The organism is Loktanella sp. R86503 (assembly GCF_042466455.1).
Lineage (GTDB): Bacteria > Pseudomonadota > Alphaproteobacteria > Rhodobacterales > Rhodobacteraceae > Loktanella.
In genome coordinates this window covers 2,412,184-2,433,441 of sequence record NZ_JAXHCI010000002.1, presented here as the reverse complement: position 1 = coordinate 2,433,441, position 21,258 = coordinate 2,412,184, and the positions used below count along the sequence as shown (strand labels likewise).

Below are 21,258 nucleotides of genomic sequence, written 5' to 3'. Positions count from 1 at the left end.
CGCTGGTTCATCACCCGGTAGACCTGCAGCGCGACTTGCGGCACAGTGTGCGCAAAACAGAACGCAGCAGACAGGCCCTTCCAATGCCCCCGACCGCGACACCCCCTACGCATGTCGACTGGACGCAATTGCCCGCACCGCGCGATGACGGCGGCGCGGCCCATCTTCCGGGGCTTGCTATGCCGTCTGTCCCGCTGCCAGCCACTGACGGGCAGGTTGTGGATCTGTCCCGACTTGCGGGGCGCTGCGTTGTCTACATTTATCCCATGACAGGCCGGCCGGACCGCGATCTGCCCGCAGATTGGGACACAATCCCCGGTGCGCGCGGCTGCACGCCGCAAAGCTGCGCCTACCGCGATCATGCCGCCGCTCTGCGCGCACGCGGCGTGCAGCACCTTTTTGGCCTGTCCTCTCAGGACACGACCGATCAGCAAGAGGCAGCAAACCGGTTGCATCTGCCCTATCCGCTGCTGTCCGATGCACAGGGTGCGCTGATGGGGGCGCTTAATCTGCCGCGCTTTACCGCAGATGGGCTGACCCTGCTGAAACGCTGCACCCTGATCCTGCAGGACGGCCTGATCCAGCATGTAAACTACCCCGTCTTTCCCCCGGACGAGGATGCCGCCCGCGTCATCGCATGGCTCGATCACCCGGTGAACGCATGATCCGCGCCCTGGCCTTGATCGGCGGTTTGGCAGGCGGTGCCGCACTATCGCAATACCCCGAATTTTCGCAGCAATACCTGCAGCGGCTGGCAGGGCAGGTGGATGCGCTGAATATCGTCGTCGCGGATTTTGAAAACTCTGCCATGCGCGCGGGCCTGACCCGGACCCAGGCGCTAGAGGAACTGACCGGCACCCCGTTCCTGCAGGACCGACAGGCGGATATGCGCCGCACCTTTCGCCGCCATGCCGAGCTGACCGATAATCTTGCTACGCTGCGCGGTGCCTCCCCCCTTGCGCGCATGACCATGCCGCAGCGCCTTGGCGATCCCGCTACCTTTGCCGCAACATGGTCCGACTTCACGCCAGCCGTGCCTCTTTCTGTGGCCGGTGTAGCTGCAGCAGGCACAGGATTTATCCTTAGCTGGGCTGCGCTGCGTATCGTGCTGGCGATGGTCATGGGCACCTTGCGTAACCGCAGCCGCAGCCTGGGCCGAAGCCCGGGCCGCAGCGCATCAGCCTTGCGCCAGGAACCCGCCCTGCGTCCCCATCAAACCGCCACCACAACCCCGCGCCTGTCCGGCGTGCGCCGGGGTTAGCCGTTGAAAGGTTGCGCCATATGAAAGCCTTGATCACATGGGGCGGCTGGGACGGCCATCAGCCTGAACGCATCGCCCACCTCTTTCGCGATATGCTGACCGCGACTGGTGCAGACGTCACCCTCACGGACAGCCTCGCACCTTTCGATGATCCCGAATTGCTGCAAAGGCTCGACCTGATCGTGCCGGTTTGGACCATGTCCGACCTCAGCCGCGCGGCCGCAACGAACGTGTCAGAGGCTGTCGCCCGCGGCACCGGTCTTGCCGGGTGCCACGGGGGCATGTGCGACGCCTTTCGCGGCAATCCGCTGTGGCAATTCATCACCGGCGCAAACTGGGTTGCCCACCCCGGCGGCGACGGCGTCAAACACCGCGTGACGATGACCGCAGACGATCCCCTGACCAATGGCATCCCGGATTTCGATATCAGGACAGAGCAATACTACCTGCACACCGATCCCGCCAACCACGTCCTCGCCATCACCCGCACGGACGTGGTGACATGGTACCACAGCCCGAACGGCGCGGTAGATATGCCTGTTGCATGGACACGCAAATGGGGCCTCGGCCGGGTCTACTACAACGCGCTGGGGCACCAGGCCGACGTTATCGCCAGCGGCCCGCCCCATGAAATGATTCGCCGCGGCCTTATCTGGGCGGCCAAAGGCAAGGCCGCCGCCGCAGGCCAGTCCATTGCCCACCTGCAAAACAGCGGCAACCACGGCTAGGCTTCATCTGGCCAGTTAAACTCCGGGGGACGTCGCACCGCGACGGGGGGCAGCGCCCCCTCAACCCTTCCCAGATCAGGCCCCGCAAGCGACAAGCGCCCACCTCACACCCCCTTGCATTGACGCGCCCCTTGATTTGCGGTCAAGGTCCGCCCGACCCAAGAACCGGAACCTGCCATGGCCCAGACCCCTCCTTTCGCGCGCTTCGAATGGCTCATTGCCTGGCGCTACATCCGCGCCAAACGGGCAGAGGGCGGCGTGTCGACGATGACCTGGATCAGCTTGATCGGCATCACGCTGGCCGTCTTCGCCCTGATTGCGACGCTGGCGATCCGCTCCGGCTTCCGGGCAGAGTTCGTGGATACCATCCTTGGCTCCAACGCCCATGTCACCGTCTATGAACAAACGCCGATTTCAGGCACGGATCAGTTCACGCGGATCATTTCGGACTATGCCGCGCTGACGGACCGTATTTCGCAGGTCCCCGGCGTCACCCGCGCCGCGCCCTTGGTGCGCCAGCAAGTCATGGCGAACCGCGGCACGCAAAACGCCGGCGTCGAAGTTTACGGCATCACCGAGGCTGACCTGCGCACCGTCCCGCGCATCGTCACACCAGAGGATTCCACCGGCAGCCTTGATGATTTCGCCAGCGGCATCGCCATCGGGTCCGGCGTTGCGCGCGAGTTGGGCGTTGCTGTTGGCGACCGGATCAAGCTGATTTCCCCCAACGGCGTGCGTACCGCGATGGGCACCAGCCCGCGTGTGAATGTCTATTCGGTAGTCTATATCTTTACAGCTGGCCGCTATGATATTGATAAAACTCGCGTTTACATGCCGCTGGATCAGGCGCAGACCTTTTTCAACCGCGAAGGCGTCGCGGACGAGATTGAAGTCATGGTCGCCGATCCGGACGCTGTTGACAGCGTCATGCCGGCGATCTTGAACGCTGCTGGCGATTATGCCTACCTGTGGTCATGGCGTGATAGCGCAGGCGCTTTCCTGCGGGCCCTGACGGTCGAGGATAACGTAATGTTCGTCCTTCTTTCGATCCTTGTGTTGATTGCATCCATGAACATCATTTCCGGCCTGATCATGCTGGTCAAAAACAAGGGCCGCGATATCGGTATCCTGCGCACCATGGGCCTGACCGAAGGGTCGGTCTTGCGCATTTTCTTTATCTGCGGGGCAGGGATCGGGACGGTCGGCACGGTGCTTGGCCTGATCCTCGGGTGCCTGTTTGCACTTTATATCGATCCGATCTTTTCCTTCGTGAACTATGTTGCGGGCGGCGGTGTTTGGGATCCTGAAATCCGCGGCATCTATGCGCTGCCAGCGCAGTTGAACTTGGGCGATGTGCTGTCATCCGTGGCGCTGTCGCTGGGTCTGTCGTGGATTGTCACCATCTTTCCGGCCCGCCGTGCGGCCCGCATGAACCCGGTCGAGGCGTTGCGCTATGAATAATCCGATCCTGACCCTGACTGACCTGAAAAAGGGCTACAATCACGGCAAGCCGAACGAAGTGCGCGTGCTGCAAGGCGCGACATTGTCCGTGCAGGCCGGAGAGGTCGTGGCCCTTGTCGCGCCCTCTGGCGCGGGCAAGTCGACGCTGCTGCATATCGCGGGTCTGCTGGATACGGCCGACACTGGCACAGTTGCGATCCGGGGCGAGGATATGACCAATCTGAACGACCGCCGCCGCACCGCGATCCGCCGCAATGATGTCGGCTTTATCTATCAGTTCCACCACCTGCTGCCGGAGTTTTCGGCGCTGGAAAACATCACTTTGCCGCAGATGGCCAATGGTGTGCGCGACCAGGATGCGCGCGACCGCGCCATGATGCTGCTGGAAACCGTCGGTGTCGCCCACCGCGCTGCCCATCGCCCGGCAGAGCTGTCAGGCGGAGAGCAGCAGCGCGTCGCCTTCTGCCGCGCGCTGGCCAATGATCCGGTGCTGCTGCTGGCGGACGAGCCGACAGGCAACCTTGATCCCGCAACCTCTGACAAGGTGTTCGACGCGCTGATGGGACTTGTGCGCAGCACGGGACTGGCGGCGGTGATTGCCACGCATAACCTGGACCTTGCCGCCCGGATGGACCGCGCAGTGCGCCTTGTGGACGGACGGCTTGTGGACGGCGCGGCCTAGGCGCGCTGGGCGACGTAGACACCCGCCGCCATCAGCGCGATACCCGCCAGCCGGGTCCAGGTGATGGCCGCAACGCGGGCGTTGAAAAGGCCGAAATGGTCAATGACCGCCGCCGCGATCAGCTGGCCCAGCAGGACATAGAATACGGCCTTGCCGATCCCCATGTCAGGGCCGATCCATGTGATCGCCAAGACATAGAACGCGACAAAGCTGCCCGCGATGAACCACTGCTTCGGTGCTGTCGGCAGCTTGGCCACCGCGCCCGGGTTCGTGACCAGCGCCGCCACCAGCGCGATGCTGAAAGCCACGGCAAACAGCACGCAGGCCGCGACGGCGGGCGATCCGATATGGCGCCCCAATGCGCCGTTCATTGCCGCCAGCACGGGAATACCGATGCCCGTTGCCAACATGATCCACACTTGCACAGACATCGCGCCCTCACTTGCCAGACCGGGCCTTAGCGCCCATGATTGGCGGCAACATGCGCCGGACCAACGGCGCGCACAAGCAGCACGAGGCCCCCACATGCGTATCATCATCCTGACAGGAATTCTGGCTTTGGCCGCCTGCGCTCCAGAGCAGCAGGTCATCGACGGCGAAGCTGCCTTTGTGGCGCAATGTTCTGCCTGTCACGGCCGCGACGGGCGCGGCAATGCAGCAATGGCGGCCAGCCTTGCCGTGACGCCGCCTGACCTGACCCTGATCAGCGCCCGCAATGGCGGCACCTTTCCGCAGGACCGCGTGATGAGCCAGATCGACGGCTTCAACCGGGGCAGCCACGGCGGTGCAGACCCGATGCCGCGTTTCGGCGATGGCGACCTTGGCCCGCTGGTGATGACCGCAGAGGATGGCAATCCCGTACCGGTCCCGGCAGAGCTGCTGGCCCTGTCCAACTATCTGGAACTGATCCAGCAGCCCTGAGCGGGATGTTGCAAAGCGCCGCGCGCGCCTGACAATGGCGTGACAAACGGTGTCACGGGGTGATTTGCCTGCGGCTTCGGCTATCTTTTGACCAAATCAGTTAAAGGATACCTGCATGAAACTGCCCCTCGCCGCTGCCCTGATCGTTGCCGCATCAGCCGCCACTGCTGGCCCCGTCAGCTTTGCCAATTGGCAAGAGCAGCGCCTGTCGCTGTTCGGCTCTAACGATTACAGCTTTGGACAGTCCCTGTCGCTGGCGTCGAACGGGACCGTCAGCATCGCATGGGGCCGCGCGCCGCAGGCGGACTGGGGCGCGACATCGGCCAGCTGGTCGTGGAACGTCACGCAAAGCGTGCCCGCCACGGACCTGAGCCGCAAAGGCGGGGATGACCGCAATATCGCTGTCTACTTCGTCTTTGTTCCGCAGGCCGTTGCGGCAGAGCTGGCAAACGCCGATATCCGCGCGCTGCTTGGCCGCAGCGATGTGCGCGTGCTGCAATACGCCTATGGCGGCAACAATGCGATCGGATCGGTGCTGCCCTCGCCCTATGGCACCGCCGGCACCGGCGTGACGATTCCGCTGCGCCAGGCCGGCACCGGTGCATTCAGCGAAAGCGTGAACCTTGCCGCCGACTACACCCGCGCCTTCGGCGGCGCGCCGGGCGCACTGATCGGGCTGGCCGTGTCGGGTGACAGCGACGACACGAAAACCAGCATCGCCGCCACGGTCAGCGGGCTAAGCCTGAACTGATTTTGATCTAAATCAACGCAAAAGGCGGGCAGGGGGACCACGCTGGGATCAAACCGAAATTGGAGTGATCCCATGCGCCACACCCTTGCCGCCCTGCTGATCTGCCTTGGCCTGCCGCTGCACGCGCAAAACGCCGAGGTCGGAGAGAAGCTATTCACCAAGCACTGCGCCACCTGCCACGGGGCTGGGGCGCAGGGCGACGGGCCGATGGCGAACATGATCCTGATCCGCCCGCCCGACCTGACGCGTATGCAGTTCCGCTTTGGCGGGACCTTGCCGATCACCCGCATCGTGATGCGCATCGACGGCCGCGACCCCCTGACCAGCCACGGATCACCGATGCCCGTCTACGGCGATTTCTTTGAAGGGTGGGACGTGGCCGTGAAATCCGAGACCGGCCAGCCAATTATGACCAGCCTGCCGATTGTCGATTTGCTGGCGTATTTGGCGAGTGTGCAGAGGTAGGGTTAGCAGTTTGCTTTAGCTCAATGACTAAGGACCAAGTGACGGTATTTGCAAATTAAGTTATTTGGTTTTTGGAAGGTTTAATGCTCTATTGATTTTGTCGAGAGCATAAGCAAGTTTCTGCAAATCATACTCTCTACCTCGAAATAAAAAAACTGTTTCATCGGTTATAAAGTACTCGATCATATCAAAGCCTGTAAATGCAGATAGCCCTGCTCGCGGACCGATGTTTTTGTCAGCTACATTACCGTATTCTGATTTTTCATACCATTTATGAAGTCGTTCGTCTTTATGTACGATATCATTTCTTATTGATCTGTTTTTCAGGACGTTAGCCGAATCTTCGTCTATTAGTAATCGTAATTCAGCTCCTCTTTTTTCATATTTCGATTCAGTCGGCCAGAAAATTGAAGATATCTGCGCTGAGTGCATCAATAGCGTGTGAGTCCAGAAGAAAAGGCTCTCTGCATCCGGTTTGGTAGCAACTGTCAGTTCGTAATTGATCTGGCGGATGCATCGAAAACATGATTGTAGGCCCGTATTGATTTCCAATACGAATATAGATGCTAGATCGCTAGCGAGTGATCTGCTCAAAGCACGAGCCTTCTTAAACTAAAATACCTCAAACATCCAACTCCTCCACAAACCGCGCATTCTCCTGAATATAGGCAAAGCGCAACTCGGGCTTTTTGCCCATCAGGCGCTCGACCAGATCGCTGGTCTCGCCCGGTTCTTCGTCGGCGACGGTGACGCGGATCAGTTTGCGGGTGGCGGGGTCCATGGTGGTGGATTTCAGGTCGGCGGCGTCCATTTCGCCCAGACCCTTAAAGCGTTGCAGGTCGATCTTGCCTTTGCCGCCCAGGCCCTTTTCCAGCACGCGGTCTTTTTCTGCATCGTCAGAGACATAGACGCGCTTCGCCCCTTGGGTCAGGCGATACAGCGGCGGGCAGGCCAGATACAGGTGGCCGTTGTCGATCAGCGGGCGCATCTGGGTAAAGAAGAACGTCATCAGCAAGGATGCGATATGCGCGCCGTCGACGTCGGCGTCGGTCATGATGATGACCTTATCATAGCGCAGATCGTCCAGATTGAACCGCGTGCCCATGCCGACGCCCAGCGCTTCGCACAGATCGGAAATTTCGGCGTTGGTGGTCAGCTTGCCTGATGCCGCACCCAGCACGTTCAGGATCTTGCCCTTCAGCGGCAGCAGCGCCTGTGTCTTGCGATCGCGCGCGCCCTTGCCGGACCCGCCGGCCGAGTCGCCCTCTACGATGAACAGCTCTGTGCCTTCGCGGGTCTTGTTGGTGCAATCGGTTAGCTTGCCGGGCAGGCGCAGTTTTTTGGTCGCCGTCTTGCGGGCGGTTTCCTTTTCCTGCTTGCGGCGCATCCGTTCTTCGGCGCGCAGGATCAGGAAATCCAGGATGGCGCCGGCGGATTTCGTGTCAGCCGCCAGCCAGTTGTCAAAGTGGTCGCGCACGGCAGCGTCCACCATGCGTTGCGCGTCAACAGTGGCAAGGCGGTCCTTGGTCTGGCCGACGAACTCTGGCTCTCGGATGAAACAGGACACCAGCGCGCAGCCGCCGGCGGTCAGGTCCTCGCGCGTGATATTGCCCGCCTTGCGGTTGTTGGTCAGATCGCCATAGGCCTTGATGCCCTTCAGGATCGCGGACCAAAAGCCGGCCTCGTGGGTGCCGCCCTCTGGCGTGGGGACAGTGTTACAATAAGACTGGATAAAGCCGTCGCGGGCAGGGGTCCAGTTGATCGCCCATTCCACCTTGCCTGGCACGCCGAACTTTTCGGTAAAGCTGACGTTGCCCGCAAAGGGGGTGTCGGAATAGGTGGTAGAGCCGCTTAAGGTTTCGTTCAGGTAATCGGCCAGACCGCCGGGAAATTTGAACGTTGCGGTGGCGGGCGTTTCGCCGTCGTCGATTTCGGTTTTCCAGCGGATTTCGACACCGCTGAACAAATAGGCCTTGGACCGCGCCATTTTGAACAGGCGGGCCGGTCTCAGCTGCAGCGGGCCAAAAATCTCGGCGTCGGGGTGAAACGTCACCGATGTGCCGCGCCGGTTGGGGGCTGCGCCGATCTTTTCCAGCTTGCCCTGCGGGACGCCGCGGGAAAATTCCATCGCGAACAGCTCTTTGTTCTGCGCGACCTCGACCCGCAGGTGGTCGGACAGAGCGTTTACAACAGAAGAGCCCACGCCGTGCAGACCGCCGGACGTGGAATAGCTGTCGCCGGAAAACTTGCCGCCTGCGTTCAAGGTGCAAAAGACGATTTCCAGCGCCGATTTCGTCGGATCCTTGGGGTGCGGCCCGATCGGGATACCGCGCCCGTTGTCGCGCACGGTAACATGGCCGTTGGCGTGCAATTCGACCTCGATCCATGTGGCGTGGCCGGCGACGGCTTCGTCCATGGAGTTGTCGATAATCTCTGCCACCATGTGGTGCAGGGCGCGGTCATCCTTGCCACCGATATACATACCGGGGCGCAGGCGGACGTGTTCCATGTCCTCCAGCACCTGGATGGACGAGGCATTATAAGAATCGGGGGAGCCCCCGGAGAGGAGATCGGACATATGCGCTGCTCTTTTCACGGTTTGGCGCATATTGGCAGGCGGGGCGGGGCGGGGCAATGCCTCGCCCCGCCCCAAGGTGCGGTTATTCCCCGGCGGGCTTGGATTCAAAGGTCAGGCCAACGGCGGTGCGATTGGCAAAACCAGTCCAATAGGTGTTGTCGGCCGTCGGCTCGCCTGCGTCATCCACAGCCCAGACGCCGTCAGCGGCGTTCGGCGTCAGATCGAAATAGGCGGACATGTCAGCGCCTTTCAGGTTCTGATCGACCCAGGCGGTGACGAAGTGCTGGGCGATGTTGTTCATGCGCACGTTATCCCAGACCGCATCGCCATAGTGTTCGAACGGTGCCCAGCCCAGATCGGGATTGATCGCATAGCCTTCCTCGGGCGATGGCATCGGGGCACCGGCGTTGTGGTTGGCGTTCAGATAGGTCAGCAGGTGGCGATCGCTGTTCACCGCCCCGTCAAAGATGCCGCGGATCGCGTCATATTCAGACACATCGTCAACGCTGCCTGCGATCAGCAGCAGCGGCTTGTCGATGCCTGCCAGACCATCCGCATCCCAGAACCCGCGGTTGTTGCCCCAAGGGCCAAAGGCGACAAAGGCCTTGATCCGGTCGTCTTCAAGCTCCGCATGGGTATCGCTGCCCATGACATTGCGGTCCAGCAGGCCCTGCGGCGGGGCGAAATCGGACGACGCAATCGCCTCTGTCAGGCCGGCACCTGCCAAAATCAGCGCACCATAGCCGCCCATCGAATAGCCGATGACGGCCGTATTGCTGGCGTCTGTGATCGCGCCCAGATCACCATCCAGCGACTCCATGCTGTCGATGACGAATTTCTGGTCCCACGGGCGGTTATACAGGGTAGAGCCGAAATTCCCCATGTCGTCGTAATTGCTGTCTGTGTGATCAATGCCGGCGACAACATAACCTTTGGACGCCAGGTTTTCCCCGAGGTGCCCCATCAGCCAGCGGTTGCCCGGATAGCCGTGACTGATCACAACCAGCGGAAAGGATTCGGTGGTCAGCGCAGCAGCGTCGCGCACGGCCTGACCTTGCAATGTCACGTCTGTGCCATCGCGCATCATTGCCTGATAGCTGCCGCCAGGGGTGGTATCTGCGGCAGCAGGGTACCAGATTTCAACGGTCAGCGGCCGGTCATAGGTCGGGATATCACCTTCGGCTTGCGTGTTCACGACATCGACCTGACCCATATTGGTAAATGTCATAGTCTGAACGCCGACCTTGTAATCGCCATAAGCAGCAAGCGCGGGGGCGTCCGGGCGGATCACGTCAATCCGGTTCTGGGCGGCGGCTGGCAATGCGGCAAGTCCCATCAAGGCTACAGGCAGTATTCGTTTCATGGTTTCTCCTCCACTTATGCTCCGGCTGTGTTGGCCATGCCGGATGTCTACGCTAGGTAGAGCGGACCGGTGGAGGGGAAACAATGAAGATCGCAATTCTGGACGATTATGCCCTTGCGTCACAGCGTCTGGCAGATTGGTCGGGACTGGGCGATGTGACTGTATTTCAGGACACCATCACAGGCCCCAATCTGGCAAGGCGCCTGCACCCTTTCGATGTGATCTGCGTAATGCGCGAACGCACGCCTGTGGGCGCCGATCTGATCGCACAGCTGCCAAACCTGCGTTTGATCGTGACGAGCGGCCCGCGCAATGCCAGCATCGATCTGCCCGCTGCCCGCGCCGCCGGAATTACCGTCTGCGGCACCCAAAGCCGCAAGACAACAACGGCAGAGCTGACGACGCTCCTGATGCTCGCCCTGAACCGCCGCCTGATACCAGAGGCGGCGAATCTGGCGGCCGGCGGCTGGCAAAGCGGCCTTGGCCGGGATGTGGCAGGGCTGACGCTGGGGCTGATCGGGCTGGGCAACATCGGCGCGCAGATGGCGGTGATCGGCAAGGCGCTGGGGATGGATATCATCGCCTGGTCGCCAAATCTTACCGATGCACGCTGTACTGAACTTGGTGCCGCGCGGGCAGAAAGCCTGGCTGACCTGATGGCGCGGGCGGATGTGGCCTCTGTCCATATGGTTTTATCGGATCGCAGCAGGGGCCTTTTGGATGCCGCGGCTTTTGCGGCTGCCAGGCAAGGACAGGTGTTCATCAACACCTCGCGCGGGCCACTGGTCGATACAGACGCGTTGCTCGCGGGCCTGCGTGCTGGCAAACCGGCGATGGCAGGGCTTGATGTGTTTAACATCGAACCCCTGCCGCTGGACGATCCCCTGCGCGATCAGGATCTGATCACGTCTGGCCGGCTGCTGCTGACGCCCCACCTTGGCTACACGACAGATGCGACGTTTCGCCTGTTTTATAACCAAACGGTCGAGGCGATCCGCGCCTATCAGGCCGGAACCCCGATCAGAGAATTGTAAGAAGGATGACCCCGATGCGTATCTTTTTCACCGGCGGCAGCGGCAAAGCCGGGCAATATGCGGTCAAGCATCTGCGCGATCTTGGCCACCTTGTCACCAATGTCGATCTGGACGCCCCCGCCGACGGCCGCAGCTTGCGGGTCGATCTGACGGATGCAGGTCAGGTCGCCAGCGCGATGCAGGCCTATGCGGATTTCGACGAACTTGACCCGGGCACGGGCGTGCCGCGCTATGACGCCGTCGTCCATTTCGCCGCCGTGCCCCGTATCATGATCGTCCCTGACAACGAAACCTTTCGCATCAACACCATGTCGACCTACAATGTGATCGACGCCGCCGTGAAGGCGGGCGTGCCCAAGATCATCTTTGCCAGCTCGGAAACCACATATGGCGTCTGCTTCTACGACGGAGAGGTCAAGCCCGCCTATATCCCCATCGACGAAGACCATCCCACCGTGCCACAGGACAGCTACGCCATGTCCAAAGTCGTAAACGAGGCGACGGCGCGCAGTTTTCAGGCGCGCTCTGGCAGCGACATCTATGCCCTGCGCATCAACAACGTGATTGAACCGCTTGAATATGCGCAGAATTTTCCCGACTTCATCGCACACCCCGAAAAGCGCCGCCGCAACATCTTTGCCTATATCGACGCGCGCGATCTGGCGCATATGGTAGAACGCTGCCTTGCAACCGATGGTCTGGGCTATCAGGTCTTTAACGTCGCCAATGACGACCTCAGCGTGGCCCTGACAACACAAGAGGTCATCGACCGCTTCTATCAAGGCGTGCCGACAACCCGCGATATGGGCGAATATGAAACCTTCTATGCCAACGACAAGGCCAAGCGCATGCTCGGCTTTGCCCCTAAACACAGCTGGCGCGATGTCCTGAAACCCTGACCCCGGGTCCCCGTTCTTCTGGTCGAAAATATCCCGGGGGGGCCGCCGCAAGCGGTGGGGGGCTGGCCCCCCTTCTTGCCCCGCGATGCCAGCGCTGGACCAATGCCCGAAACACCCCTAATCGAGTCCCCATGGATCAACCTGCCCAAACCTTTCCGCAACACATCCGCGCCGCGCTGAAACTCGCGCTGCCGCTGACGCTGTCGAACGTGGCGCAATTCGCGATCCACATGACCGATACATTGATGCTGGGGTGGTACAACGTGACGGCGCTGGCGGCCGCCACTCTGGCCAGCAGCCTGTACTTTGTGATCTTTATCGTGGGTGCGGGCTTTGCGCAGGCGGTGACGCCAATTGTCGCCGCGGCGGCAGAGGCGGGGGACATCACCACTGCCCGGCGCGCGACCCGCATGGCGGTGTGGTTGTCGATCATTTATGGCGGCATCGTTATGATTCCGTTTTTCGTGGCAGAGCCGATCTTGCTTGCCATCGGCCAGACGCCCGCCGTCGCGGCAGAAGGGGCGGACTACCTCTGGATCATTGCGCTGGGTATGATCCCGGCGCTGATCGTCATGGTGCTCAAATCCTTCCTTGTCGCGCTGGAAATGACGGCGATGATCCTGTGGTCCACTGTGGTGGCTGCCGTGCTGAATATCGGGCTGAACTATGTGCTGATCTTCGGCAACTTCGGTGCGCCGGAACTGGGGATTCAAGGTGCGGCCATCGCCTCTGTCACGATGCAGGTTGCCACCGTTCTTGTACTAGGGGGCTATGTTCTGCGGCGCTTGCCGGACTATCAGTTAATGCGCAATCCGCTGCGACCTGATCCGCAGATCATGGCCCGCGTATTCCGCCTTGGGGTGCCGATCGGCCTAACGTCATTGGCCGAAGGCGGGTTATTCACCGCCTCTGCCATCATGATGGGCTGGATCGGAGAGATCCCGCTGGCCGCCCACGGCATTGCGCTGCAGATCACCAGCCTGACTTTCATGGTGCATATCGGGCTCAGCCAAGCGGCAACAGTGCGGGCCGGGCGTGCTGTCGGGCGGGCTGATGAAACGGCGCTGCGGCGCGGCGGCATTGCCGTAACCACGCTGTCGGGGCTTTTCGTCGCGATGACGATTGCGGTTTTCCTGACCGTTCCGGAACCGCTGATCGCCCTTTTCGTCGATGTGGATTCGCCCGTACGGGCAGAGGTAATCACCCTTGGTGTCATCCTTTTGGCCTATGCCGCACTGTTCCAGCTTGTCGATGCGGCGCAGGTTATGGCGCTGGGCCTGCTGCGCGGTATTCAGGACACCGCTGTGCCGATGATCATCGCCGCTGTCAGCTATTGGGTTATCGGCATTCCCGCTGGATACCTGCTGGCCTTCGTACTGGGCTGGGGCGCGCAGGGGCTTTGGCTTGGGATGGTGATCGGCCTGACGGTCGCGGCTGTCGCTCTGACGTCGCGGTTCTGGCGCAGGCGGTTCAGGCATCCGATGACGCATGGAACCGCTGGCCCATAGCTTGGGTTGGGCCATATGTTTGATTTCATCACCAATCTGATCGACACGATGGGCGCGTTCGGCGTCGGTGTCGTGATGTTCCTAGAAAACGTGTTTCCACCGATCCCGTCGGAACTGGTTATGCCATTGGCAGGCTTTAACGCGGCGCAGGGCAGCGTGTCGCTGCTTGCGGTCTTTGTCTGGGGCACGGTCGGTACCGTACTGGGGGCATGGCTGTGGTACGAGGCTGGCCGTCGTGTCGGCTTGGAGAGGCTGCAGCAGTTCATTGGCAAATATGGTATCTGGCTGACGCTAAGTCAGGATGATGTGCAAAACGCCATCGACTGGTTTGACCGCCACGACAAGGCGGCCACCTTTTTCGGACGCATGATTCCCGGCGTGCGCACCATGATCTCTGTTCCCGCGGGGCTGGCACATATGTCGATGACGCGGTTCATGATTTATACCACAGCAGGCAGCGCATTGTGGAATATGGCGCTGATTGCGGCGGGGTATCTGTTGCAGTCGCAATACGACCGGGTCGTGGACTATCTGAACCCGATCACGAACCTGATCCTGGCCGCCATTGCCATCACCTATCTGTACCGCGTTGCGCGGCAGATAATTGACCGCCGCAACGCCTAGTCTTTGGCCGCGGTTTTCTGATCCTCTGCCATCAGGCGATCCGCTTTCTTGCGAACTAGCACGGACCGCAGGTCATGCATGGCCAGCAACAGGGCGTCTGTCACGTCCTCCAGCTGCGCGTCAGAGGCTTTGGCCTGTACCCATTGAGTCGTGATATTCAGGTAATCAACGGCGCGGTGGATATCATCGATATCGCGCCGGGCCAGCAGGGCCACCCGATCGTTCAGCCAGTTCTGAATGGCTGCGATATCCGCTTCGGTCAGGCTGCGGTCGCCTTGCGGCTTCACTTCGCCGTTACGGACGTTCACAACGGCAATCTGGTCCATTTCGATCCGGCGATGGCGGTTTTCCGTATCGACGCGAAAGACAGCCGCCCCATTTTCGCGAATGCGAAAGTAATAGTCTGGAAGATCAGCGCCCATGGATGGTTGCCCCTTTTTGCGTCACGATAGCGAACCGCCCGAGGCGATCAAGCCCGCGGGCGGTAGCTGGCATCAGGTCAGGTCCGCGCAGAACGCCTTGATCCGCCCGCAGGCGTCTGCCAGCGCGGTATCGGCTGTGGCATAGCTGACGCGGAAATGCGGTGACAAGCCAAAGGCCGCGCCAAAGACAACGGCAACACCGGTTTCGTCCAGCAGGGCGGTGGCAAAGGCTTCGTCCGTGTCGATCAAGGTGCCGCCGGCGCTGGTCTTGCCGATGCACCCCTTGATGGACGGATAGACATAGAATGCACCTTCGGGCCGGGGGCAGGTGATCCCTTCGCAATCGTTCAGCGCATCGACGACCAGATCGCGGCGGCGGATAAACATCTCGTTGTTAGGTTTGATGAACTCATGCGTGCCGTTCAGCGCCTCGACCGCGGCCCATTGGCTGATGGTGCAGGGGTTGGACGTGGATTGCGACTGCACCTTGCGCATGGCGTTGATCAGCACCTCTGGCCCGGCGGCATAGCCAATGCGCCAGCCGGTCATGGCATAGGCCTTGCTGACGCCGTTGACCGTCAGGGTGCGGTCATACAGACCCGGCTCTACCTCTGCGGGGGTGCAAAAGGTGAAGGCGCCGTAGGCCAGATGCTCATACATATCGTCCGTCATCACCCAGACATGGGGGTGCTTCATCAGAACATCGGTCAGCGCCTTCAGCTCGTCCCAGCTATAGCCTGCGCCAGTGGGGTTGGATGGCGAATTGAACAAAAACCACTTGGTGCGCGGGGTGATTGCTGCCTCTAGCTGGTCTGCGGTAATCTTATAGCCGCGCTCCATCTCGCCTTCGACAAAGACGGGCGTGCCGCCGCCCAAAAGCACCATGTCAGGGTAGCTGACCCAATAGGGGGCGGGGATGATAACTTCGTCACCGGGGTTCAGCGTCGCCATAAACGCGTTGTAAAGCACCTGCTTGCCGCCCGTTCCGACGCTGATTTGCGCGGGGATGTAGGACAGGTTGTTGTCGCGCTTGAATTTGTCGCAGATCGCCTTTTTCAGCTCCGGGATGCCATCGACAGCGGTGTATTTCGTTTTGCCGTCCTTGATCGCCTGCGTGGCGGCGGCCTTGATGTTGTCGGGCGTATCGAAATCCGGCTCTCCTGCGCCAAGGCCGATGACATCGCGCCCCTGCGCCTTCAGCTCTGCTGCGCGGGTGGTGACGGCGATGGTGGGGGATGGTTTGACGCGGTCTAGCGTCGCAGACAGAAAGGTCATCGGGGGCATCCTGTGGTCAAAGGGCGTTGCCTGTGTCATAGGATGATGACCCAAGTCCACGCAAGCGATCAGAAGGTTTATATGCCCGATTCCGATTGGTACAGCGACGAAGCCGCCACCTTTGGCGACCGCCTGACAGCGGCGCGCGAAGCTGCAGATTTGTCCTTGAACGGACTGGCCACGCGGCTGGGCGTCAAGGTGTCTACCCTTGAAGGGTGGGAACAGGACGTCAAGGAACCCCGGGCGAACCGCCTGCAAATGCTGGCAGGCATGCTGGGCGTCAGCCTTACCTGGCTGCTGACGGGGCAGGGCGACGGTCTGCCCCCCCCGGGAGAGGAGACACCCGCCGACACGAACGCCCGCGCCCTGTTGACGGAACTGCGCGACCTGCGCCTGTCCATGGCGGCAAGCGCCGATCAGCTGGCTCGTCTGGAAAAGCGGCTGCGTGAAATGCTGAAGGATGAAGCATGACCGAAACAGTTGAAATTACGCGCAAGCGTCTGGCGATGCGGTCCATGCGCCGTGGCATCAAGGAAATGGACCTGATCCTGTCCGATTTTGCCAGCCGCGCACTGGGCGGCTACAACGCAGCCCAGCTGGCCCTGTACGAAGCGTTGCTGGATGAAAGCGATCTGGACATCTATCACTGGGTCAGCGGCCAAAGCGCGGCACCTGCCAAGTTCGCAGCACTGGTCGGTGACATTACGGTCGGTGCAGAAGGCCTGACGCGGCCGCACGCCACTTAACGAAATTTTTCATAATTTACTGCAGTCTCCTGCTCAGACAGCTGGAACGGAGACTGCAATGACCTTGCATGCCAAACTGAACACGAAAACCGATGGCACTGCGATGTCACCGGCCAACGCGGCCTTTATGGCGACCTATCTGGATTCACTCTTGCTGGTGGAACGGTTGCACCGTTTGCTGCTGGACGTGATCAAGGATGAATTCGAACGCATGGGGGTGCTGGAAATTAACCCAGTCCAGGCACTGCTGTTGTTCAATATCGGCGAAAACGAAGTCACTGCCGGCGAACTGAAATCTCGCGGTTACTATCAAGGCAGCAATGTCAGCTATAACCTGAAAAAGCTGGTGGATAACGGGTACATGCATCACGAACGATCCGAAATCGACCGTCGTTCCGTGCGTGTGCGCCTGACCCAGAAGGGGCGGGATATCCGCCTGATCGTTTCAACATTGTTTGCGACACATGCCGATGGTCTGTTGTCCCGCGGGGTCATGGATCAGCAGGGTATCGAAGACATCACCGGATCACTGCGCCGAATGGAACGGTACTGGACCGAACAAATCCGCTATATCTATTGACGGGCGTCAGACAGGGCGAGGCTTTGTAACTCTCGTAATAGCTTGCGTTCCATCGCTGCGGCGTAATCCTCGAATCCCAGCGCCGTTTCGACAAAGGCACCCGGTCCGCGAATGACGTAGGCGCGGAAGTACGCTGACAGTTCCTGAACCTCTGCCGCGCCTGCCCCCTCGTCAGCCGCAATGGTCAATCCATTGACTGTCACGCCCTGCGGCGTGCGGCTGCGGGCGATATCCTGTGGGCGCGGCCCTGTGTTCGCAATGCCGTCCCCCGATAGATCAAGGGTGCGGGCCCAGCAATCAGGCTGCGTGTCCAACATGGCAAATCCCGTCAACAGGGCTGAGCCAAGGGCCGTGGTCTGGTCCTGAACACTGCGCGGGGCCGTCAGGATCTGTTGGCGTACGGCATCCAACTGGTCTGCGCCGGTAATCGTTGTCCAAGGCAGAATGACAGTCTGCGCGCGCGGGCCGCTCCATTCATAAACGCTAAGCCGGATGGGGGCGCTTGGTTGCTGCAGGATAGCCCGGGCCACGTCATCCGCGCCCAAGGCTTGGGCAAGCCCCTGACGCTGCAGCTGGTATTCGCGCGCATCGACAGATCCAGATATATCGAGCCCAAGCGCCAAGGCCTGACGGCACGCCCCCTGGGCAGCAGGGGCGGCCAGTAAGACGGCGAAAGCCGCAATTGCCATGATGTGCCGCATTGGCCCGATATGGCCGACGCGCAGGTTTGGCCAGATTGTGCGGGCCGGCTGGCGCAATGCGGGGGCGGCGCACCTGCTCGCCGCGCTGCACCTGCCAGCCCGCGTCATGATTTTACCAATGACCGGTGTTTTGCATGCTCGCCCATGGTTCAGCGGGGGCGAGGGCCTCGCCCTTTTGCAGCAGCTCGACCGAGATATTGTCAGGAGAGCGCACAAAAGCCATGTTGCCATCACGTGGCGGGCGGTTGATCGTGACGCCGTTATCCATCAGATGCTGGCACAGCGCATAGATGTCGTCGGTTTCATAAGCCAGATGGCCAAAGTGACGGCTGTCGGATGGCAGCCCTTCGTCGCCGTCCCAGTTATAGGTCAGTTCGACCGGGCAATCCTCATCGCCTTCGGCCGCCATGAAGATGAGCGAAAACCTGCCCCCTTCGTCGTCGCGCCGCTTGGTTTCCTTCAGACCAAGCAGGTTAAAGAACGCCATCGTCTTTTCCAGATCCTTCACGCGGACCATAGTGTGCAGATATTTCAAGGACATTGCTGTCATTCCTTTATCGGGGTACATCTGCGCCCAGACCTAGCATGCAGTGTGCCGCCGCCAACCCGTAATCAGAACGCCGACCGCAGATCCATTCCGATCGTCGCGTATTCGGTATCGAAACGTTCTGCCGCGGAAAATGTGCGACCAACGCCCAGTGTCATGACGGGAATGAACCCGTAATATTCGACATTGTCGAACTGTGCCGCAACCTGGGCATTTACAATGCGGTCACGGCGGGTCCCGTCGACATAGATTGAATCGCCGTAGTCACGCTCTTCCATCTGAAAGCCGAAGCCGAATTTCACATTCATAATCGGTTCTGCCAGATCCAGCCCTGCACTAATCCGCCAGGCCGAAAAATCATTGTCGGCCCTGTCCGAACGACTGATGCGGTGCGCCAAGCCTAAATTGACAACGTCGCCAGAGGCTTGCAGCGTCGAATAGGTGACGCCGAGGCCGTAATTCAGGATGTCCGGATCATTGATCGGGGCGCCGAAATCATCGGTCCGCTCTTCCCGGTCCGACTGGTTAAGCCTTGCAAATCCGTCCAGACGCAACTGGTCGGTGCGGCCCAAGGCAAAGGTATGCGACACCGCAGGGGCAACGAACCGCTGGTAGGGATCGCCGCCATACCACGATTTGCCAATCTGAACCGACATGGTCGTTGGCCGTGCGCCCGCCTTGAAAATTTGTTTCTGGATGAGGCTGAATGACGCCTCTGAATAGGAAAAATCGCTGCCGTTGCGGGGGAGGTCGCTGGTGGCGGTCAAGCTGGCGTCGATATCGCGCTGCAATGCGTCCTTTGCAGACTGGTTCAGCGCATAGGTCGTTGTCCGCAGATCGACCCCGAACGACAGCTGAGAGCGGTTCGTTTCATGCGCCCGGTATCTTGCAGACAAGGCCGCATCGAACTGGATGCCGGACAAAGGTTTGGCCGACTCGCTTAGTACGGTGACGAATGGTCCGATCGTCGCCGTATCAGAGCGTGAGCCGTTGTTGATGTTGTTGGACGGCGATGCCCCAAAGCTAAGGTTGAACGACAACGGATTGCGATTGCGCAAGAACGCATAATCCTGCGCGACAGACTCGGCCCCTTGCGCCGAAGGTGCAACCTGCCGCGCACGGCGCAGCCAGAACTGGGCGCGTGTGTCCTGCTTTTGTTCTGCATGCGCCCGCGCTGCAAGTCGCGCCGCGACATAGCGGGACGTATCATCGCCTGCCGCGCGGTAGCCGCGCTGCGCCAGTCCGGTGGCCTGCGCCGGCAACCCCTGATCCAATGCCGCCTGAGCCCCTAAGATCAGGGCCGCCGCATCATTCGGGTCGCGGTCAAGCAATGCGGTCAAAACTTGCGCCGAATCCGCTGCCCGCCCGGCATTCAGCAGTTGCTGCGCCAGCACGCGCATATCTTCTGCCGAAAGCGATGCCGCCCCCTGCACCTGTTCCGCAGAGGCTGGCCCGGTCTGTGACGCGGCAGGGGTCACCCCGAGGCTGAATGCCGCCAGGGCCGCCGTGGCAAGGTGCAACCGGATCATCGGTACAGGATCACGCCGCCAGTTTCCTGCACAGTCACATCGGTATAACGCGGGTCGGTCGATTCCAGAACGATTACGCCGACGATCTCTCCGCCCGGTAGATTGGTGGCGTCACCCGCGACAAGGCCATTAAAGGTGCCTGTCTCGTAGACCTCGATCCCACCTTCACCGTTCGAGATATAGGATCCCATGTCGGTCGAAATCTCGCCGTTGGAATCGATGGACGGGCTGCCTTCTTGGATCGAAATGGTCACATCGGGAAGCTGTAGATCGCCATCTTCGGTGCCAAGTTCGATTTCGTTGCCAAACTGGTCGATGGCAATGCGGTTCGTCAGGCGCCCTTTGACCGCATCATTGGCGTTGAAGTCTTCGAAGTCGATCTGCATCGACATATCGCCTGTGGTGTATTCAAGGCCGCCCCGGTTGTTGAAAACGCGGATGCCGGAATAATCGCCGCTGAACGTGGCCTGACCAGTTTCCGGCAGCGTAACACCGCCGTCACGCTGGTACACGAAACCGCCAAAGCCGTAGGGAACGTAGCCGCCTGTCCGCACGATTGCATAGCTAGTGATCGGCTGACCATCCGCCTGATTTTTGCTGACACCGTAAAGCGCGCGGTAGGGCGTGACCTGATCGACCGGGGTCCCCGTCAAAGGATCGGTGACCGAGGAGCTGGCACCAAAGACGCGGGCCGTCCCGACGGTGGCCAGCGTGCCGGGCATGCGGGTATAGACATTCTCTCCGTCAAAGCCGATGCCGTCGACGGTAAAGGTATCGGTGGCACTGTCATAGGCGACGGCTTCAACAAGGCCGCCACCATCGACTGCCTCTTCAAAGCGGAAAATTCCGGTATCAGAGCTGGCATTCGTCGTGCCGGGCAGAACGGTCACGGCACCGTCGTTATCGATGCCGCCATCGCTATCTTCACCGTCATCAGTTGTATCGGTGTCGGTTGTATCAGTGTCGGTCGTGGTTTCGTCAAACAAGGGCTGTCCATCGCCGCAGGCTGTCAGCAAGGCAAGCAGGGAACTTGCGATAGTTAAACGGATCATGGAATCGTCCTCTGGAATGACTTTCTAGTTAACGCCACTGTCTTGGGGGTGCGGGGCCGAGTCAATCCGCGCTGCCGGATCGCAACTGCTTTGTTCACCACTTATGGAGGTTTTGCCACGCCCCGCCTAAA

At 60.6% G+C, this 21,258-nt stretch carries 25 protein-coding genes; 15 read left to right on the top strand and 10 right to left on the bottom strand.

The window, feature by feature from the left end:
• Positions 1-83: 83 nt before the first annotated feature.
• The 5 genes from SJY10_RS12920 (at position 84) to SJY10_RS12900 (ending at position 4,132) form a co-directional block, all read left to right on the top strand.
• Positions 84-665: a peroxiredoxin gene (locus tag SJY10_RS12920; RefSeq protein ID WP_386683235.1), complete on the top strand. Its 582-nt coding sequence runs from the start codon at positions 84-86 to the stop codon at positions 663-665.
• Positions 662-1,261: a DUF2937 family protein gene (locus SJY10_RS12915; protein WP_386683233.1), complete on the top strand. Its 600-nt coding sequence runs from the start codon at positions 662-664 to the stop codon at positions 1,259-1,261. The genes SJY10_RS12920 and SJY10_RS12915 overlap by 4 nt, the downstream gene beginning before the upstream one ends.
• Positions 1,262-1,281: 20 nt before the next feature.
• A complete protein-coding gene (locus tag SJY10_RS12910) occupies positions 1,282-1,989 on the top strand; it encodes a ThuA domain-containing protein (protein WP_386683231.1) in 708 nt (235 codons plus the stop codon).
• A gap of 177 nt (positions 1,990-2,166) precedes the next feature.
• A complete protein-coding gene (locus SJY10_RS12905; protein ID WP_386683229.1) occupies positions 2,167-3,450 on the top strand; it encodes a lipoprotein-releasing ABC transporter permease subunit in 1,284 nt (427 codons plus the stop codon).
• Positions 3,443-4,132, top strand: coding sequence for an ABC transporter ATP-binding protein (locus SJY10_RS12900; RefSeq protein ID WP_386683227.1), 690 nt, complete (start codon positions 3,443-3,445; stop codon positions 4,130-4,132). The genes SJY10_RS12905 and SJY10_RS12900 overlap by 8 nt, the downstream gene beginning before the upstream one ends.
• On the opposite strand, the gene SJY10_RS12895 is transcribed toward SJY10_RS12900, so the two are convergent.
• Positions 4,129-4,563 (bottom strand): DMT family transporter, encoded by a 435-nt coding sequence (locus SJY10_RS12895; protein WP_386683225.1) that lies wholly within the window; start codon positions 4,561-4,563, stop codon positions 4,129-4,131. The genes SJY10_RS12900 and SJY10_RS12895 overlap by 4 nt on opposite strands.
• Positions 4,564-4,657: 94 nt before the next feature.
• Here SJY10_RS12895 and SJY10_RS12890 point away from each other — a divergent pair, with 94 nt between their 5' ends.
• The 3 genes from SJY10_RS12890 (at position 4,658) to SJY10_RS12880 (ending at position 6,269) form a co-directional block, all read left to right on the top strand.
• Positions 4,658-5,053, top strand: a complete 396-nt coding sequence (locus SJY10_RS12890) for a c-type cytochrome (RefSeq protein WP_386683223.1) — start codon at positions 4,658-4,660, stop codon at positions 5,051-5,053.
• Positions 5,054-5,168: 115 nt separating this feature from the next.
• Entirely contained in the window at positions 5,169-5,804 is a 636-nt protein-coding gene (locus SJY10_RS12885; protein ID WP_386683221.1) for a DUF3047 domain-containing protein, read from the top strand.
• 72 nt (positions 5,805-5,876) lie between these two features.
• Complete coding sequence (locus SJY10_RS12880) at positions 5,877-6,269, top strand: c-type cytochrome (RefSeq protein WP_386683219.1); 393 nt, start codon at positions 5,877-5,879, stop codon at positions 6,267-6,269.
• 60 nt (positions 6,270-6,329) lie between these two features.
• Here SJY10_RS12880 and SJY10_RS12875 read toward each other — a convergent pair whose 3' ends face one another.
• From SJY10_RS12875 to SJY10_RS12865, 3 genes are all read right to left on the bottom strand, one after another.
• The gene (locus tag SJY10_RS12875) at positions 6,330-6,863 is read right to left on the bottom strand and encodes a hypothetical protein (RefSeq protein WP_386683217.1); all 534 of its coding nucleotides are present in this window, start codon (positions 6,861-6,863) and stop codon (positions 6,330-6,332) included.
• 28 nt (positions 6,864-6,891) lie between these two features.
• Entirely contained in the window at positions 6,892-8,847 is a 1,956-nt protein-coding gene (locus SJY10_RS12870; RefSeq protein WP_386683215.1) for a type IIA DNA topoisomerase subunit B, read from the bottom strand.
• An 82-nt stretch (positions 8,848-8,929) separates the two neighbouring features.
• Positions 8,930-10,210: an alpha/beta hydrolase family protein gene (locus SJY10_RS12865; protein ID WP_386683213.1), complete on the bottom strand. Its 1,281-nt coding sequence runs from the start codon at positions 10,208-10,210 to the stop codon at positions 8,930-8,932.
• An 83-nt stretch (positions 10,211-10,293) separates the two neighbouring features.
• Between SJY10_RS12865 and SJY10_RS12860 the strand changes: the two genes are divergently transcribed.
• From SJY10_RS12860 to SJY10_RS12845, 4 genes are all read left to right on the top strand, one after another.
• Positions 10,294-11,244 (top strand): D-2-hydroxyacid dehydrogenase family protein, encoded by a 951-nt coding sequence (locus tag SJY10_RS12860; RefSeq protein ID WP_386683211.1) that lies wholly within the window; start codon positions 10,294-10,296, stop codon positions 11,242-11,244.
• A gap of 14 nt (positions 11,245-11,258) precedes the next feature.
• Positions 11,259-12,143 carry an NAD-dependent epimerase/dehydratase family protein gene (locus SJY10_RS12855; RefSeq protein ID WP_386683209.1) on the top strand — a complete coding sequence of 295 codons (885 nt, stop codon included), beginning with the start codon at positions 11,259-11,261 and terminating at the stop codon, positions 12,141-12,143.
• 131 nt (positions 12,144-12,274) lie between these two features.
• The gene (locus tag SJY10_RS12850; protein ID WP_386683207.1) at positions 12,275-13,651 is read left to right on the top strand and encodes an MATE family efflux transporter; all 1,377 of its coding nucleotides are present in this window, start codon (positions 12,275-12,277) and stop codon (positions 13,649-13,651) included.
• Between the two features lie 15 nt (positions 13,652-13,666).
• On the top strand, positions 13,667-14,275 hold the full coding sequence (locus SJY10_RS12845; protein WP_386683205.1) for a DedA family protein: 609 nt from the start codon (positions 13,667-13,669) through the stop codon (positions 14,273-14,275).
• On the opposite strand, the gene SJY10_RS12840 is transcribed toward SJY10_RS12845, so the two are convergent.
• Positions 14,272-14,697: a hypothetical protein gene (locus SJY10_RS12840; protein WP_386683203.1), complete on the bottom strand. Its 426-nt coding sequence runs from the start codon at positions 14,695-14,697 to the stop codon at positions 14,272-14,274. The two genes, SJY10_RS12845 and SJY10_RS12840, sit on opposite strands and share 4 nt — an antisense overlap.
• 72 nt (positions 14,698-14,769) lie before the next feature.
• Positions 14,770-15,972 carry a pyridoxal phosphate-dependent aminotransferase gene (locus SJY10_RS12835; RefSeq protein WP_386683201.1) on the bottom strand — a complete coding sequence of 401 codons (1,203 nt, stop codon included), beginning with the start codon at positions 15,970-15,972 and terminating at the stop codon, positions 14,770-14,772.
• A gap of 81 nt (positions 15,973-16,053) precedes the next feature.
• On the opposite strand from SJY10_RS12835, the gene SJY10_RS12830 reads away from it, so the two are divergent.
• From SJY10_RS12830 to SJY10_RS12820, 3 genes are read left to right on the top strand one after another with little or no spacing between them, the layout of a single operon-like run.
• Complete coding sequence (locus SJY10_RS12830) at positions 16,054-16,443, top strand: helix-turn-helix domain-containing protein (protein WP_386683199.1); 390 nt, start codon at positions 16,054-16,056, stop codon at positions 16,441-16,443.
• Positions 16,440-16,718 carry a succinate dehydrogenase assembly factor 2 gene (locus SJY10_RS12825; RefSeq protein WP_386683197.1) on the top strand — a complete coding sequence of 93 codons (279 nt, stop codon included), beginning with the start codon at positions 16,440-16,442 and terminating at the stop codon, positions 16,716-16,718. The genes SJY10_RS12830 and SJY10_RS12825 overlap by 4 nt, the downstream gene beginning before the upstream one ends.
• A gap of 58 nt (positions 16,719-16,776) precedes the next feature.
• Positions 16,777-17,298 (top strand): MarR family winged helix-turn-helix transcriptional regulator, encoded by a 522-nt coding sequence (locus SJY10_RS12820; RefSeq protein ID WP_386683195.1) that lies wholly within the window; start codon positions 16,777-16,779, stop codon positions 17,296-17,298.
• Here SJY10_RS12820 and SJY10_RS12815 read toward each other — a convergent pair.
• The 4 genes from SJY10_RS12815 to SJY10_RS12800 form a co-directional block, all read right to left on the bottom strand.
• Positions 17,292-17,987: a DUF1194 domain-containing protein gene (locus SJY10_RS12815; protein WP_386683193.1), complete on the bottom strand. Its 696-nt coding sequence runs from the start codon at positions 17,985-17,987 to the stop codon at positions 17,292-17,294. The genes SJY10_RS12820 and SJY10_RS12815 overlap by 7 nt on opposite strands.
• A 124-nt stretch (positions 17,988-18,111) precedes the next feature.
• The gene (locus SJY10_RS12810) at positions 18,112-18,540 is read right to left on the bottom strand and encodes a VOC family protein (RefSeq protein WP_386683191.1); all 429 of its coding nucleotides are present in this window, start codon (positions 18,538-18,540) and stop codon (positions 18,112-18,114) included.
• Positions 18,541-18,611: 71 nt separating this feature from the next.
• Positions 18,612-20,075: a tetratricopeptide repeat protein gene (locus SJY10_RS12805; protein WP_386683189.1), complete on the bottom strand. Its 1,464-nt coding sequence runs from the start codon at positions 20,073-20,075 to the stop codon at positions 18,612-18,614.
• On the bottom strand, positions 20,072-21,127 hold the full coding sequence (locus SJY10_RS12800) for a hypothetical protein (protein ID WP_386683187.1): 1,056 nt from the start codon (positions 21,125-21,127) through the stop codon (positions 20,072-20,074). The genes SJY10_RS12805 and SJY10_RS12800 overlap by 4 nt, the downstream gene beginning before the upstream one ends.
• Between the last annotated feature and the right edge of the window lie 131 nt (positions 21,128-21,258).